The following is a 15430-nucleotide window of genomic DNA, read 5'->3' on the forward strand; positions in this document are numbered from 1 at the left end:
GCTGGTTCGGCGAACCGTTAACCCCGAAGCGCTGGTCAGGCTGGAGTGAGGACGCAGAACTCGTTGCCCTCCGTGTCGGCGAGGCACACCCACGGCACATCGCCTTGGCCGACGTCGGCGTCCGTGGCACCCAGCGCCCGCAGCCTGGCCACCTCTGCCGCTTGATCATCGCCGGGGTATGGCCGCAGGTCGAGATGGACACGGCCAGACACGGCATTCGCGGCGGGTGTGCGGACGAACTCCAGATACGGCCCGACACCCTTGGCCGAACGCAGCCTCGCAAAATCGTCGGTCACCTCGTGCAGGGTCCAGTCCATCGCCCCGCTCCAGAACCGGGCCATGGCCCGCGGATCCGCACAGTTGACCACCACCGCGGCGATCGGCCCGGTGTCCCGGTAGATCGGCCGAGGCTCCAGCACGCAGAACAGGTTGCCCTCCGGGTCGGCCAGGACCGTCCACGGCACATCGCCCTGGCCGATGTCGGCGGGCGTCGCGCCGAGCTTCAACAGGCGCGCCACAAGCTCCGCTTGATGGGCCGCTGAGGTGGTGCCGAGGTCCAGGTGGGCGCGGTACCTCACCGTCTCGGGGTCCGGGACGGTGACGACATCGACACACACGGCGGCAGGGTCCGGCCCGACGAAGCCCACGGGTTCGACATTGCTCACACCGGGTCCTTCGCTGGAAACACCCCACCCGAGCGCTTCCGCCCAAAACCGGCCGAGAGCCGAGTCATCCCGGGCCTTGAAATTCACTTGAACAAGTCGCAGTGCCATACCGCCCGATCCTATATCCAGGCAAGACAGGATAGACGGGCAGCATCCCAGGACACACAGCCAGGACACGCAGCCCGGAGAGGCCGCGCATTTGACGGCGTTTGAGACGATGAACCACATGGACGCTGACGCAAGCCTTGCCAACGACCCCTATACCGATCCCGCCGGCGCGCACCACGCCGGTGTGCAGTCCGTGGACCGGGCCATCACCGTGCTCGAAATCATCGCCCGCAACGGCGATGCCGGGGTAAGTGAGATCGCGGAGGAAATGGGCGTCCACAAGTCAACGGCGTCGCGCCTGCTAAGCGCCCTGGACGCACGTGGCATGGTGCAGCAGAACCACGAGCGCGGAAAATACCAACTCGGTTTCAACATCCTGCGCTTGGCCAGTGCCATTCCGGCCCGACTCAGCTTGGTAAGGGAGGCCCGGGAAGACCTCGAGGCCCTGGCGGAGAAGTTCGCTGAGACCGCCAACCTGGCAGTGCTGCGGTCAAATTTCGCGGTCAATGTGGACCAGGCCATTGGCCCCAACACGCTTGGCACGCAGGACTGGATCGGTGGGCTCACCCCGCTCCACGCCACGTCCAGCGGCAAGGTCATGCTTGCTGCCCTGCCGCCTGCGACGCGTGACCGCGTTCTCAGGGAAGCCGGCCAAGCGCGATACACGCCACACACCATCACCGACCGCGACGAGCTGGAGCAGCAAATGCCGGTCATTGAGGAGGCCGGATACGCGGCCACGTATGAAGAACTCGAACGCGGACTCAACGCTGTCGCCGTTCCGATCCGCAACCACAGCGGCACGGTAATCGGAGCAATTAGCCTTTCCGGCCCGGCCTTCCGATTCGAGCCGGAAAAAATACCCGGCCTGCTCGATGCGCTCAAGCAGGCCGGGTATTCAATCAGCGTCAAGATGGGTTACACCGCAGCCAGCGGCGCCTAGGGTCCGTCAAACCTGGCGATCACGCGCTGCCTGGGCGAGGTTTTCGTCCTCGGCTTTGATGGTGGTGTCCCCGCCATGGCCGGTCCGGACCACGGTTTCCGCCGGAAGCGTCAGAAGGCGTTCCCGGATCGAGGCCAGGATGGTCGGGTGGTCGCTGTGGGACCTGCCGGTGGCTCCTGGGCCGCCGTCGAAGAGTGTGTCTCCCGTGAACACTGTCCGTGCGCTTTCCAGGTAGAAGCACGTGGAACCCGGCGAGTGGCCCGGCGTGTGGATGGCTTGCAAGGCCGTGCCCGCCACTTCGAAGATGTCGCCGTCTGAAATATAACGGTCCGGCGCGGCATCCGGATACACCTGCTCCCAGAGAACCATGTCCGCGGGGTGCAGGTGGATCGGCGCGTTCACGGCCTTCGCCACGTCGAGCGCTGCTCCGATGTGGTCGTTGTGGGCATGGGTGAGCAAGATGGCGCGCACCTTCCGGCCACGGACCTGGTTGACGATCGCCTCCGCGTCGTGCGGCGAATCGATGATCACGCATTCGTCGTCGTTGCCGACAATCCAGACGTTATTGTCCACGTCCCACGTGCCGCCGTCGAGCGAAAACGTGCCCGAGGTGACGAGGTTTTCGATGGTGACGCTCATGCGATTTCCACTACCGAACGGAGCACTTTGCCTTCGTGCATCTTGGCGAACGCTTCTTCCACCTGGTCGATGGTGATCCGTTCGGACACGAACGCGTCCAGGTCAAGGTTGCCTTGCTTGTAATGCTGCACCAGCATCGGGAAGTCGCGGGAAGGCAGGCAGTCCCCGTACCACGAGGACTTCAGCGAACCGCCGCGGCCGAAGACGTCCAGCAGGGGCAGTTCGAGCTTCATGTCCGGCGTCGGGACGCCGACCAGCACCACGCGGCCGGCGAGGTCGCGGGCGTAGAAGGCCTGCTTGTACGTTTCGGGGCGTCCGACGGCGTCGATCACCACGTCGGCGCCGTTGCCGCCGGTCAGCGCCCGGATGGCCTCCACGGGGTCTTCCTGGCTGGAGTTGACACCATGCGTGGCGCCCAGGGACCTGGCCATCTCGATTTTGTTGGCGTCGATGTCCACGGCGATGATCGTGGTGGCGCCGGCGAGCTTCGCCCCGGCGATGGCAGCGATGCCGACGCCGCCGCAGCCGATCACGGCCACGGACTCGCCGCGCTTGACCTCACCGGTGTTGATGGCGGCACCGATCCCTGCCATCACACCGCAGCCGAGCAGCCCGACGGCGGCCGGATCGACGTCGTCGTCCACTTTGGTGCACTGCCCGGCAGCAACGAGGGTCTTCTCTGCGAAGGCGCCGATCCCCAGGGCCGGTGTAAGCTCCGTGCCGTCCTCCAGCGTCATCTTCTGGGTGGCATTGTGCGTGTTGAAGCAGTACTGCGGCTGGCCCTTGGCGCACGCCCGGCATTCTCCGCAGACCGCCCGCCAGTTCAGGATCACCCGGTCCCCTGGCGCCACTTCGGTGACGTCCGGCCCCACGGCGCTGACCACGCCTGTGGCCTCGTGGCCGAGCAGGATGGGGAAATCATCGGTAATGCCGCCCTGCTTGTAGTGCAGGTCGGTGTGGCAGACGCCGCAAGTGAGGATGTCCACCAGTGCCTCGCCCGGACCGGGGTCCGGCACCAGGATGGTCTCCACCGAGACCGGAGCGTTCTTTTCCTTGGCGATGACCGCCCTTACTTTGTAAACCATTGGCTGCGTTTCCTTTTCCTAGGTTCGCGGTAGCTCGTTACAAGACAGACAGTCCTCAGGCTAGCTGTGGGCGGGTACGTCGGCGATCTTGCTGGTGACCCAGCTGTGGAACGCCTCAATGTGGTGCTCGCTCGGCACCAGGACGCCGCCCTTGGCGTAGATCTTGGAGCCCATGGCTGGCTGGCAGCGTTCGCAAGCGTCGAAGTCCTGCTCGTTGACCCGGTGGAAGAGCTCCACCGAAGCGCTCACGTCCTTGCCGGATTCCACCACGCTGGGGAGGTACAGCCAGTCGCATTCAACGATCGTGTGGTCCGCTGCCAACGGGAACATGCGGTGGATGATGACGTGGTCAGGAACCAGGTTGACGAAGACATTCGGCTTAATGGTCACTGCGTAGTAGCGGCGGTCCTGGTCATCGCCGACTCCGGGAATTCGATCCAGGCCCTCGGAACCGTCAATCGTGAAGCCCTTGATGTCGTCGCCGAACTCGGCGCCGTGGCCCACAAAATACTGCGCTGCCAGGCCGTCGGCGAACTCGGGCAGGACTTCGGTGAGTTCGGGGTGGATCGTAGCGCAGTGGTAGCACTCCATGAAGTTTTCGATGATGAGCTTCCAGTTGGCCTTGACGTCGTACTTGATGCGCCGGCCAAGGCTCAGGTTCGCGATGTCATAGTCGTCAACAGCCCGCAGGTCCCCGAGGCGCTCCTCGATCGCCCCCATGACGTCGTCCTCGAACGACGGTGGCTCATCCGCGAGGCAGACCCAGACGTAGCCCATGTATTCGCGGACGTGGACCTTGACCAGCCCGTATTCGTTGCGGTCGATATCCGGCATCTTGGTGAGGTTGGGGGCCGCGATGAGCTTTCCCTCAAGATCGTAGGTCCAGGCGTGGTACGGGCACTGGAACGAGCGGTTGGCTTCGCCGGACTCCTCCATGCACAGCTTCACGCCGCGGTGCCGGCAGATGTTGTAGAACGCGCGGACTTCCCCCTTGCGGGTGCGGTTGATGAGCACGCTCTCGCGGCCGATCTGCACCGTTTTGAACGAGCCGGCCTTTTCCAGGTCCGCGGTCCGCACTGCGCAGAACCACATTTCTTCGAAGATATGTTCTTGCTCGGCGCGGAAGATGTCTTCGCTGACATAGGTGTGGCCGGGGAGAGTGGGGATCAGGCTGGGGGAAACAACTTCAGTGGTCATGCTGACTCCTATTCAGTGATGAAAGCGGGTGGGGCTTGAGGGTGTCTAAGGGGTTGCCAGGACGGGCGGGGCGTTGCGGGCGTTGAGTTGTCGGCGCCAACGGGTAAACAGGCGCGGCTGATTCACACCCAGAACGCCCACCGGTTCCTCGCCCCGGTAATACACGGCCAGGAAGCTGTGGTTCTCGAGCTGCCCCGCCTCGATCTCGACGCGCTCTGCGTCCCGCGCATGGCCGGCGAACTGGAGCGTCACTCCGTACTGGTCAGACCAGAAGTACGGCAGGTTGAGGGGAAGAGGCGCGGCGGAGTGATCCAAGAGCCCGGTCACGGCAAGGGCGGCACGTTCCTGCGCGCCGCTCCAATGCTCCACGCGGTGGTGCCGCCCGCTGCGTTCGTCGAACCAGGCCGCACAGTCTCCCACCGCAACCACGCCGGGGACGTTGGTCCGGCCCATCGAATCGCATGTGACGCCGTCGTCGATCGCCAGGCCCGAACCGGCCAGCCACCCGACGTTGGGGACCGCACCGATTCCGAGGAGTACGACGTCGGCGGAACGGTACTGGCCGTCGCTGAGCCGGACACCGGTCACATTTCCTTCGTAGCTGTAATACAAGTCGATTCCCGTGTCACAAATCAGCTCCACTCCATTGATCCCATGGAGCGTGGCCATGACGGCAGCCATCTCCGGACCGAGCGGAGCGCTAAGCGGCACTTCACTCTTGCAGATAATGGTTACGTCCATTCCCAAGCCCTTGGCTGTTGATGCGACCTCCGCGCCGATAAAGCCCGCGCCCACAACCAACAGGCGGCTGCCGGCAACGAGCTCCGGGGCCAGATCCTGGGCATCTTGGAGAGTCCGCAGCGTAAACACATTGGCTAGGCCCGCAAGTTCAGGCAGTGTGCGGGCCGAGGCTCCTGTGGCAATCACGACGCCGTCAGCCACCACAGTGCGCCCGTCGCCTAGCGTGATGCTCTTGGTGGCGGCGTCAAAGCTTCGTGCCGGCGAGCCCAGCAGCCATTCGGCCTGGAGCGGGTCATCTGCACCCGCCTCCTCAGCTTCCAACATGACGTGCTTGATACCGATTTTTCCTGCCAGGAACTCCTTGGACAGGGGCGGGCGGTCATAGGGCCGCTGCTGCTCATCGCCAATGATGAGCAACCGGCCAGAAAAGCCCTGCGCCCGGGCAGCGCGGGCGGCGGAAAGACCCGCCAATGATGCACCCACGATTGCCAATGTCTCCATGGCTTCCTCCTCGCCGAGCCGTTCGAAAGTTTATTGCGCAATACGCAACAAACTTCATTATGCGAAACAGCGTGACCGACTTCACATCGCGTGTCAAGGAATCTGCGCAGGAAATTAAACCCCTTGACAAGTCCCTGTGAGGTCAATCACTCTGTTGCGTATTGTGATCAGCGTTGATCATGAGACAACCGCCCCACAGGTTTCGACCAGCCCGGTGAAAGAAGGTTCGTGAGATGCACAGTGCTTGCCCGCTTAGCTCGTTGGCTCCGGGGGACGCGATTCGACTCGACACGTCTCCGCCCATTGCCGTATTTCACACCGAAGAGGGCGAACTCTTTGCCCTCGACGACACCTGCACCCACCAAGACGCCTCGCTCGCCGACGGCTGGGTAGAGGACTGCTGGGTAGAGTGCCCCCTTCATGCTTCAAAGTTCAACCTCCGCACGGGAGCCGCCGACGCGCCTCCCGCCAAATTGCCCATCAGGGTCCACGAAGTCCTGGTAGTGGATGGCCAGATCATGGTCAAAGAATCCGAAGACGCCCCCAACCTTCCGCCCGGGTTGACTGTCGACGGCCACGTCTAGGGTCCGGCGAGCCCCAAACTTCCACACCACTTACTTCAGGAGCAACCCGCATGTCCACAACACCCCGCGTCGTCATCATCGGAGCCGGCATCGTCGGCGCCAATCTCGCCGATGAGCTGTCCACCCGCGGCTGGACCAACATCACCGTGGTCGAGCAGGGACCGTTGACGTTGGCGGGCGGCTCGACTTCGCACGCCCCCGGCCTCGTGTTCCAGACCAACGCCTCCAAGGCCATGACCCAATTCGCGTCCTACACCGTGGACAAACTGCTCTCGCTCAACGAATCCGGAGTGTCCTGCTTCAACCAGGTAGGCGGCCTCGAAGTGGCAACCACGCCGGAGCGCCTGGAGGACCTCAAGCGCAAGCTGGGCTACGCGGCGTCGTGGGGTGTCGAAGGCCGGCTCATCGATCCGGACGAGTGCGCCAAGCACTACCCCCTACTCAACCAGGAAAAGGTACTCGGCGGTCTCTACGTCCCCTCCGACGGCCTGGCTTCCGCGGCCCGCGCCGTCGGCCTGCTCATCGCCAAGGCGAGCGCAGCAGGGGTCACGTTCCGCGGTTCCACTCCCGTCACCGGCATTGAACAGTCCGGCGGCAGAGTCACCGGCGTCGAAACGCCCGACGGCGTGATCCCGGCTGACATCGTGGTTTCCTGCGCAGGGTTCTGGGGACCCAGGATCGGCGCCATGGTGGGCATGTCGGTGCCGCTCCTCCCCTTGGCCCACCAGTACGTCAAGACCACCTCTGTGCCTGAGCTCGTGGGCCGGAACGATGCCTCGCGGCTGCTTGACCCCTCCAACGGCGCCTGGATGCCCATCCTCCGCCACCAGGACAAAGACCTCTACTACCGCGAGCACGGGGACCGGATGGGGATCGGCTCCTACGCCCACAAGCCCATGCCCGTGGACCTCCGGGAGCTGCCCGAGGTTGCCGCCTCTGACATGTCCGAGCACCGGATGCCGTCCCGCCTGCCGTTCACCGAAGAAGACTTCCTGCCGTGCTGGGAAGACTCCAAGGAACTCCTTCCGGCACTCGCCGGCGCCCGGATTGCCGATGGCTTCAACGGGATCTTCTCGTTCACCCCCGACGGCGGTCCCCTCGTCGGCGAGTCCAAGGACGTTGACGGATTCTTCGTGGCCGAGGCCGTCTGGGTGACGCACTCCGCCGGCGTGGCCCGCGCCCTGGCAGAGCGCCTCATCGAGGGCCAGTCCCGGATTCCGCTCCACGAATGCGAGGTCTCCCGCTTCGAAGAAATCCAGACCGCGGAGAGCTACGTCAGCGAAACGTCGCAACAGAACTTCGTGGAGATCTACGACGTCCTGCACCCGCTGCAGCCGAGGGTCTCCCCCCGCGAGCTGCGCGTGAGCCCGTTCAATGCCCGGCAGAAGGAACTCGGGGCGTTTTTCCTCGAAGCCCACGGCTGGGAGCGCCCCCACTGGTTCGAGGCCAACCGCGGTTTACTCGAAGAGCTCCCGGAAGAATGGAAAGCTCCGGAGCGCGAGTCCTGGGCCGCCATGTTCCACTCCTCCATTTCCGCCGCCGAAGCGTGGAAGACGCGCACCGCCGTCGCGCTCTATGACATGACGCCGCTCAAGCGGCTGGAAGTTTCCGGCCCGGGCGCCGTAACCCTCTTGCAGCGCCTCAGCGCCGGAAAAGTCGACAAGAAGCCGGGTGCGGTGACGTACTGCCTGCTCCTCAACGACGACGGCGGCATCCGCAGCGACATCACGGTGGCCCGCCTCGACGAAACCACGTTCCAGGTAGGCGCGAACGGCAACATCGATTTCGATTACTTCACCACCGAAGCCCGCAAGCAGACCGCCGGGGACGTCAGCCAGTGGGTCCAGGTCCGCGACATCACCGGTTCCACGTGTTGCGTGGGGCTTTGGGGGCCGCTGGCCCGCGAGGTCATCGCCAAGGTGAGCGACGACGATTTCAGCAACGACGGATTGAAGTACTTCCGCACCAAGAAGGTCCGGATCGGCGGGATCCCTGTCACCGCGATGCGGCTGTCCTACGTAGGCGAGTTGGGCTGGGAGCTGTACACGACGGCGGAAAACGGCCAAAGGCTCTGGGACCTGCTGTTCGAGGCCGGCCAGGAGCAGGGCATCATCGCGGCCGGCCGCGGCGCGTTCAACAGCCTGCGCCTCGAGAAGGGCTACCGGCTATGGGGTACCGACGTGACCCCGGAGCACGAGCCTTTCCAGGCCGGCCTTGGCTTCTCCGTCGGGAAGGACAAGGAAGGATACATCGGTGCCGAGGCCCTCAAAGCCCGCCGCGAACTGCCCGTCAACCACCGCCTGCGTTGCCTGACGGTCGACGACGGCACATCCGTGGTGTTGGGCAAGGAACCTGTCTATTTCCGCGGAGAGCCTTCCGGCTACGTCTCGAGCGCCGCCTACGGCTACACCGTCCGGAAGCCCATCGCCTACGCTTGGCTGCCCGCCGAGGCGGGCGAGGGTGACGCCGTCGAGATCGAATACTTCGGCAAGCGGATCCCGGCCACCATCTCCGCCGATCCCCTCGTGGATCCAAACATGGAAAAGCTGCGGGGCTGACGCCCTCCTGGCTACCGGACACAGCAATGGGGATCACTTCAAAGGAGTTCAACTAATGGCCAACGAAAAGTTTGACTACGTCATTGTGGGTGGGGGCAGCGCCGGATCGGTGCTGGCAGACAGGCTCAGCGCAGACCGGACCAAGACCGTCCTGGTCCTGGAGGCTGGCCGGAGCGACTACCCCTGGGACCTGTTCATCCAGATGCCGGCAGCGCTCACGTTCCCCAGCGGGAACAGGTTCTACGACTGGCGCTACCAATCCGACCCCGAGCCGCACATGCACGGACGGCGGATCGCCCACACCCGCGGCAAGGTTTTGGGAGGCTCCAGCTCCATCAACGGGATGATCTTCCAGCGCGGCAATCCCTTGGACTACGAACGCTGGGGAGCCGACGCCGGGATGGAGACCTGGGACTTCGCCCACTGCCTCCCGTACTTCAACCGCATGGAGACCGCCCTCGCCGCGGATCCCGACGACGAGCTACGTGGACACAACGGACCGCTGGTCCTGGAACGCGGCCCGGCGCGCAATCCCCTCTTCCAAGCATTCTTCCGCGCCGCCCAACAAGCCGGATTCGCACGGACCAACGATGTCAACGGGTACAGGCAGGAGGGCTTCGGCCCCTTCGACCGCAATGTGCACAAGGGGCAGCGGCTCTCCGCCTCCCGTGCCTACCTGCGGCCGCACCTCGACCGGCCCAACCTCACCGTGCGGACCCGGGCGCTCGTATCGAAAATCAACTTCGACGGCATTGGAACTTCCGAAGTCAGGGCCACGGGCGTCAGCTACCGCCGCAACGGCAAGCAGCACAGCGTGGACGCCCGTGAAGTCGTCCTGTGCGGAGGAGCCATCAACACGCCGCAGCTCCTGCAGTTGTCCGGCGTCGGGGACTCCACGCACCTCAAGTCCCTGGGCATCAAACCCGTGGTTGACCTCCCCGGCGTCGGCGAAAACCTGCAGGATCATCTGGAGGTCTACATCCAGCACGCCTGCACCCAGCCCGTGTCCATGCAGCCAAGCCTGAGCCTGTGGCGCTATCCGTGGATCGGCCTGCAGTGGCTGTTCGGGCGCAAGGGGCCTGCGGCCACCAACCACTTCGAAGGCGGCGGTTTTGTGCGGTCCAACGAGGACGTGGCCTACCCCAACCTGATGTTCCACTTCCTGCCGGTGGCCGTCCGCTACGACGGCCAGAAGGCCGACGCCAAACATGGCTACCAAGTGCACATCGGGCCCATGTATTCCGACGCCCGTGGCAGCCTGAAGATCACCTCCACGGACCCAACCGCCCACCCGTCCATGAAATTCAACTACCTTTCCACAGAGCAGGACCGGCGCGAGTGGGTGGAAGCCATCCGGATTTCCCGGAACATCCTGGAGCAGTCTGCCATGGCGCCTTTCAATGGCGGCGAGCTCTCCCCCGGCCCAGCCGTCCAGACAGACGAGGAAATCCTCGACTGGGTGGCCCGCGACGCCGAAACCGCCCTGCACCCTTCCTGCACAGCCAAGATGGGCCCGGCCACCGATCCCATGGCCGTAGTGGACCCGCTCAGCATGAGGGTGCACGGCACCTCGGGCCTGCGGGTGGCTGACGCTTCGGCAATGCCCTACGTGACCAACGGCAACATCTACGCGCCGGTCATGATGCTGGCCGAGAAAGCTGCGGACTTGATTCAGGGCCGCGAACCCCTCGCTCCGATCGCCGCGGCGTTCTACCGGCACGGTACGGTTCCGGGTGCAGAGGGGCCGGTTCCGGACAGCCTGGAAAGCCAGCCCGAGGCAACTTCGGCAAGGAACTAAGGAGCGGCATGAACACCCCACAACTTTCACAGATCCACACGGTGCGCGGCAGCTACGTCGACGGCGGCTGGCAGCAGTCCAGCGGAGGCACCCGGAGCATCAGCTGCCCGGCGGACGGTACGCACGTTGCCGACGTCGCGGAGTGCACCTCGGCCGACGCTGAGGCCGCTGTGGCGAGCGCCCGGAAGGCGTTCGACGACGGCGGCTGGCCGAACACGCCGGAACTGGAACGCGGCGCGATCCTGCTCCGCGTGGCCGGGTTGCTGCAACGGGACAAAGCCGGATACGCGGCGGCCGAAGCCCTCGACACCGGGAAGCGGCTGATTGAAGCCGAATACGACATCGACGACGTCATAGCCTGCTTCCGCTACTACGGCAGCGTGGCAGGCACGGACGCGGGCCGCGTGATCGATACCGGCCGGCCCGGCGCCATCAGCCGGGTCGTCCATGCGCCCGTAGGCGTCTGCGGCCTTATCACGCCGTGGAACTACCCGCTCCTGCAAGCTTCGTGGAAGGTTGCGCCCGCACTCTTGGCCGGCAACACTTTTGTCCTCAAGCCCAGTGAGTTGACGCCTTCGACGTCCATCCTGCTTATGGACACGCTGCGGGAAGCCGGCGTGCCCGACGGCGTCGCGAACCTTGTGACGGGAACGGGACCCGAGGTGGGTGCGGTACTTAGCTCGGATCCGCGGGTCGATCTGGTCTCCTTCACGGGCGGCCTCGAAACCGGCAAGCGGATCATGGTGGCCGCGGCGGAGACGGTCAAGCGCGTGGCCCTTGAGCTCGGCGGCAAGAACCCGAACGTCGTGTTCGCCGACGCCGACCGGGAGGCCGCGATCGACAACGCCTTGACTGCCGTCTTCCTGAACTCGGGCCAGGTGTGCTCGGCCGGGGCACGGCTCATTGTCGAAGAGTCCATTCACGAGGAGTTCGTGGCCGAAGTGGTGCGCCGGGCACGCCAGATCCGGTTGGGCGGCCCCTTCGACCAGGAAGCCCAGACAGGCCCGCTGATCTCCACGGCCCACCGGGACAAGGTCCACGCCTACGTGCGGGCCGGTGTTGCGGAAGGCGCCCGGCTGCTGTGCGGGGGCTTCATTCCGGACAGCCCGGAGCTGGCCGGTGGCAGTTTCTACCCGCCCACCGTGCTGGACGGGTGCACGACCTCGATGCGCGTTGTGCAGGAGGAATCCTTCGGCCCCGTCATGACGGTGGAAACATTCACCACCGAGGAAGAGGCCGTCCGGCTGGCCAACGACACGGTCTACGGACTGGCCGGTGCTGTGTGGACGGCAGACGCGTCGAAAGCCCAGCGGGTTTCGGAAGCGTTGCGCCACGGAACGGTCTGGATCAACGACTACCACCCTTACGTCCCGCAAGCCGAATGGGGCGGCTTCGGACAGTCAGGCAATGGCCGTGAATTGGGGCTCGCGGGCTTGGCCGAATACCGAGAAACAAAGCACATCTGGCAAAACATCAGCCCCGGGCCCAGCCATTGGTTCGAGCCGTCACAGGCAGGAGTACAGCAATGAGCAGTCCTGACATATCAGTGCGCAACCTCTGGAAGGTCTTCGGACCCGGAGGTGAAAAGATCCCCAAGGACCCCGAACTCTCGGCTTTGAGCTCGGCTGAATTGCTTGAACGCACCGGGTGCAATGCTGCAGTACGCGACATGAACTTCGACGTCGCGAAGGGCGAGGTGTTCGTCGTCATGGGCCTGTCCGGATCAGGAAAGTCCACCCTGATCCGGTGCCTCACCCGGCTGATCGAACCGACGTCGGGGAGCGTCCTGGTGGACGGCAAGGACGTGATGCAGGCAGGAACCGGCGAGCTTCGGGAGCTGCGCCGGCGGAAAATGTCCATGGTCTTCCAGCATTTCGGCCTCCTGCCGCACCGCACCGTGCTGGACAACGTGTCCTACGGGCTGCAGATCCGTGGCGCCGCCAAGAACGAGCGCTACGCCAGGTCCCGCGAAATCATTGAGCTCGTAGGCCTCAAGGGTTACGAACAGCATTTCCCGGACCAGCTCTCCGGCGGAATGCAACAGCGCGTCGGACTTGGCCGCGCCTTGGCAGGCGATCCGGACACCATCCTCTTTGACGAACCGTTCTCTGCCCTGGACCCGCTCATCCGGCGCGACATGCAGGCGGAAGTCATCCGGCTGCACAAAGAGATGGGCAAGACGATGGTTTTCGTCACCCACGACCTTTCGGAAGCGCTCAAACTCGGGGACCGCATCCTGATCATGCGGAACGGGGAGACGGTCCAATGCGGCACTGGCGATGATCTCGTCGGATCGCCTGCGGACAAGTACATTGCCGACTTCGTCTCCGAAGTACCTCGCGCGGATGTCCTGACGCTCAAGTGGATCACCGATCCTTTGGCTTTGGGCACTCCCGGGGATGCTCCTGTCCTGAGCGCAGGCATGATCATCCGCGACGCCATTCCCACCGTCATGAACTCATCGTGTCCTGTCCTGGTAGAAGACTCCGGCAAGATCACCGGCCAGATCGACCGCGACAGCATCTTGTCGGTCATCCGCAGCGCGGAAGTTGCGGCGTGATGTCCACTCTCGTTCGCGATCGCGCCCCGGTCCAAGCTACCCCTGTCTCCGTCCGCGCACCGCGCAAGCGGCTCAGCCGGCGCACCCTGATCCTGAGCGGGGCCGGCGTCGTGTGGCTTGTTGGATTCCTGTTCCTCCACGGCACGGCGACCCTCACGCTGCCGGCGTCGGAGCTTACTGATCTCCACCGCTCCCTCAACCAATTCAACGCCTGGGTGGCATCGAACCGTGCGGATAATCCCGTCTTCCAGTACGTTTTCACCCCCCTCCGCTCCGCCGTCGACGCCGTCGCCAACCTGTTCATCGGCATTTTCGCCGCCAGCTCCACCGGGCTTCGCCTGCCGGAAATCGGCTGGCTGGGAACCGTCGCGCTGCTCAGCTGGATCGCCTTCGCGGTGGGCAATGCCCGCGTGGCTTTGCTGACCGCGGCGGCCTTCGTGTTCTTCGGCCTCCAGGGGCTGTTTACGGAAGCGGCTTACACCTTCGCCCTCGTCATCACAGCCGTGCTGTTCACGCTGCTGATCGGCATCCCCCTCGGAGTGCTGGCCGGAGTCTATGGCCGGGTTGCCAAGGTGATCACTCCGGTCCTCGACTTCATGCAGACCCTTCCCACCTTCGTTTACCTGGCACCGCTGGCCCTCATCTTCCTGATCGGCCCCGCCTCCGCCGTGATCGCCACCGTGATCTACGCGGCGCCTCCGGTCATCCGACTGACGGCGCATGGCATCCGGTGCATCCCGGAAAACACTCGGGAAGCCTCCGACTCCTTGGGAACCACCGGCTGGCAGCGGCTCCTCACCCTTCAGCTCCCCCTCGCTCGGCGCACCATCGTGATGGGGATCAACCAGAGCACCATGGCTGCGCTGTCCATGGTGACCATCGCGGCGCTGATCGCAGCGCCCGGGCTGGGACAGGTGGTTATCCGCGCCCTGCAGTCGCTCGACGTCGGCACGGCGGTCAATGCCGGACTGTCGATCGTCCTGCTGGCCATCGTGCTGGACCGCGTGACCACGGCCGCCAGCCGCCGGGCCGAACCCGGAGCAAACCGAAAGCGCCGGATATCGCGGCGAACCCGGTACATTTTACTGGCGCTCAGCTTGCTTGTGGTGCTCGCCATGGTCCAGTTGTCCCGCACGATGCTCTGGGCCGCAGCCTTCCCGAAGGATCTCAACATCGGCCCGGCCATTGTCAGCGGAGTGAGCTCGGCCAGCGAATGGCTGCAGACCAACCTCTTCCTCTTTACGGTGTCATTCCGCGAGGCAGTCACCAACGGAATCCTCAACCCGTTCCAGTCACTTCTGACGGAAACGCCTTTCTACCTCCTGGTCGCCGTGATCGTCGTAGCGGCTTTTGCCCTCGGCGGCTGGAAGCTGGCAGCGGTCACGGCATCGTGCTTGGCCGTGATCATCTATTTGGGCCTGTGGAGCGATTCCATGGTCACCCTGGCAGGCACCCTCGTTGCCACCGCCGTCGTCATGGTCCTGGGCGTCATCTTCGGCGTGGCCATGGGCAGGTCCAACAAAGTGGACCAGCTCATGCGGCCCATGCTGGACGCGGGCCAGACCATGCCTGCTTTTGTCTACCTGGTTCCGTTCCTGGGCCTCTTCGGCGCAACACGCTTCACCGCCATCATCGCAGGCATCATCTACGCGGCGCCCGTGGCCATCAAGATCACGGCCGACGGCATCGCCGCAATTTCCCCCACCGTCATGGAAGCGGCCGTCTCCAGCGGCTCAACCCCCTGGCAAGTCATCACCAAGGTCCAGCTGCCCATGGCTCGGCAATCCCTGGCCCTCGCCGCCAACCAAGGCCTGATCTACGTCCTCGCCATGGTGGTGGTCGGAGCCCTGGTCGGAGCAGGTGGCCTGGGGTACGACGTCGTCGCCGGCTTTGTCCAAAGTTCACTGTTCGGCAAGGGCCTCGCCGCAGGCCTGGCCATCGTCTTCCTCGGCATCCTGCTGGACCGCATGACGCAGGCCGCCGCAGCCAACCCCGTCCGAAAAGTCCCCTCAGCAAAATCACCCGCCCACTAACGGCCCTGACACTCACGC

12 protein-coding genes are annotated in these 15430 nt (G+C 64.6%); 7 read left to right on the forward strand and 5 right to left on the reverse strand.

The window, feature by feature from the left end; genetic code table 11:
- Positions 1–35: 35 nt before the first annotated feature.
- The gene (locus ABH924_RS15520; protein WP_404500135.1) at positions 36–773 is read right to left on the reverse strand and encodes a VOC family protein; all 738 of its coding nucleotides are present in this window, start codon (positions 771–773) and stop codon (positions 36–38) included.
- 118 nt (positions 774–891) lie between these two features.
- On the opposite strand from ABH924_RS15520, the gene ABH924_RS15525 reads away from it, so the two are divergent.
- The gene (locus ABH924_RS15525) at positions 892–1716 is read left to right on the forward strand and encodes an IclR family transcriptional regulator (protein ID WP_404500137.1); all 825 of its coding nucleotides are present in this window, start codon (positions 892–894) and stop codon (positions 1714–1716) included.
- 6 nt (positions 1717–1722) lie between these two features.
- On the opposite strand, the gene ABH924_RS15530 is transcribed toward ABH924_RS15525, so the two are convergent.
- Genes ABH924_RS15530 through ABH924_RS15545 form a run of 4 tightly spaced genes read right to left on the reverse strand, consistent with a single transcriptional unit; the run spans position 1723 to position 5879 of the window.
- Positions 1723–2355 (reverse strand): MBL fold metallo-hydrolase, encoded by a 633-nt coding sequence (locus tag ABH924_RS15530; protein ID WP_404500139.1) that lies wholly within the window; start codon positions 2353–2355, stop codon positions 1723–1725.
- Positions 2352–3440 (reverse strand): S-(hydroxymethyl)mycothiol dehydrogenase, encoded by a 1089-nt coding sequence (locus ABH924_RS15535; protein WP_404500141.1) that lies wholly within the window; start codon positions 3438–3440, stop codon positions 2352–2354. The genes ABH924_RS15530 and ABH924_RS15535 overlap by 4 nt, the downstream gene beginning before the upstream one ends.
- A 60-nt stretch (positions 3441–3500) precedes the next feature.
- Positions 3501–4637 carry an aromatic ring-hydroxylating dioxygenase subunit alpha gene (locus tag ABH924_RS15540; protein ID WP_404500143.1) on the reverse strand — a complete coding sequence of 379 codons (1137 nt, stop codon included), beginning with the start codon at positions 4635–4637 and terminating at the stop codon, positions 3501–3503.
- 45 nt (positions 4638–4682) lie between these two features.
- On the reverse strand, positions 4683–5879 hold the full coding sequence (locus ABH924_RS15545) for an NAD(P)/FAD-dependent oxidoreductase (protein WP_404500145.1): 1197 nt from the start codon (positions 5877–5879) through the stop codon (positions 4683–4685).
- 233 nt (positions 5880–6112) lie between these two features.
- On the opposite strand from ABH924_RS15545, the gene ABH924_RS15550 reads away from it, so the two are divergent.
- From ABH924_RS15550 to ABH924_RS15575, 6 genes are read left to right on the forward strand one after another with little or no spacing between them, the layout of a single operon-like run.
- Positions 6113–6463, forward strand: coding sequence for a bifunctional 3-phenylpropionate/cinnamic acid dioxygenase ferredoxin subunit (locus ABH924_RS15550; RefSeq protein WP_234753213.1), 351 nt, complete (start codon positions 6113–6115; stop codon positions 6461–6463).
- Between the two features lie 50 nt (positions 6464–6513).
- The gene (locus tag ABH924_RS15555) at positions 6514–9021 is read left to right on the forward strand and encodes an FAD-dependent oxidoreductase (protein WP_404500147.1); all 2508 of its coding nucleotides are present in this window, start codon (positions 6514–6516) and stop codon (positions 9019–9021) included.
- A 55-nt stretch (positions 9022–9076) separates the two neighbouring features.
- The gene (betA, locus tag ABH924_RS15560; RefSeq protein ID WP_404500149.1) at positions 9077–10819 is read left to right on the forward strand and encodes a choline dehydrogenase; all 1743 of its coding nucleotides are present in this window, start codon (positions 9077–9079) and stop codon (positions 10817–10819) included.
- A gap of 8 nt (positions 10820–10827) precedes the next feature.
- Positions 10828–12348 carry an aldehyde dehydrogenase family protein gene (locus ABH924_RS15565; RefSeq protein ID WP_404500151.1) on the forward strand — a complete coding sequence of 507 codons (1521 nt, stop codon included), beginning with the start codon at positions 10828–10830 and terminating at the stop codon, positions 12346–12348.
- On the forward strand, positions 12345–13379 hold the full coding sequence (locus ABH924_RS15570) for a glycine betaine/L-proline ABC transporter ATP-binding protein (protein ID WP_234753209.1): 1035 nt from the start codon (positions 12345–12347) through the stop codon (positions 13377–13379). Before ABH924_RS15565 ends, ABH924_RS15570 begins: the two co-directional genes overlap by 4 nt.
- Complete coding sequence (locus ABH924_RS15575; protein ID WP_404500153.1) at positions 13379–15412, forward strand: ABC transporter permease; 2034 nt, start codon at positions 13379–13381, stop codon at positions 15410–15412. Before ABH924_RS15570 ends, ABH924_RS15575 begins: the two co-directional genes overlap by 1 nt.
- Positions 15413–15430: the final 18 nt, after the last annotated feature.

Source organism: Arthrobacter sp. GAS37, from assembly GCF_044908325.1.
Lineage (GTDB): Bacteria > Actinomycetota > Actinomycetes > Actinomycetales > Micrococcaceae > Arthrobacter > Arthrobacter ramosus.

Bases quoted from the DNA above. Each gene is read 5' to 3' on its own strand.
- ABH924_RS15520 (WP_404500135.1), bottom strand. From the start codon at position 773: ATGGCACTGCGACTTGTTCAAGTGAATTTCAAGGCCCGGGATGACTCG.
- ABH924_RS15525 (WP_404500137.1), top strand. From the start codon at position 892: ATGGACGCTGACGCAAGCCTTGCCAACGACCCCTATACCGATCCCGCC.
- ABH924_RS15530 (WP_404500139.1), bottom strand. From the start codon at position 2,355: ATGAGCGTCACCATCGAAAACCTCGTCACCTCGGGCACGTTTTCGCTC.
- ABH924_RS15535 (WP_404500141.1), bottom strand. From the start codon at position 3,440: ATGGTTTACAAAGTAAGGGCGGTCATCGCCAAGGAAAAGAACGCTCCG.
- ABH924_RS15540 (WP_404500143.1), bottom strand. From the start codon at position 4,637: ATGACCACTGAAGTTGTTTCCCCCAGCCTGATCCCCACTCTCCCCGGC.
- ABH924_RS15545 (WP_404500145.1), bottom strand. From the start codon at position 5,879: ATGGAGACATTGGCAATCGTGGGTGCATCATTGGCGGGTCTTTCCGCC.
- ABH924_RS15550 (WP_234753213.1), top strand. From the start codon at position 6,113: ATGCACAGTGCTTGCCCGCTTAGCTCGTTGGCTCCGGGGGACGCGATT.
- ABH924_RS15555 (WP_404500147.1), top strand. From the start codon at position 6,514: ATGTCCACAACACCCCGCGTCGTCATCATCGGAGCCGGCATCGTCGGC.
- betA (WP_404500149.1), top strand. From the start codon at position 9,077: ATGGCCAACGAAAAGTTTGACTACGTCATTGTGGGTGGGGGCAGCGCC.
- ABH924_RS15565 (WP_404500151.1), top strand. From the start codon at position 10,828: ATGAACACCCCACAACTTTCACAGATCCACACGGTGCGCGGCAGCTAC.
- ABH924_RS15570 (WP_234753209.1), top strand. From the start codon at position 12,345: ATGAGCAGTCCTGACATATCAGTGCGCAACCTCTGGAAGGTCTTCGGA.
- ABH924_RS15575 (WP_404500153.1), top strand. From the start codon at position 13,379: ATGTCCACTCTCGTTCGCGATCGCGCCCCGGTCCAAGCTACCCCTGTC.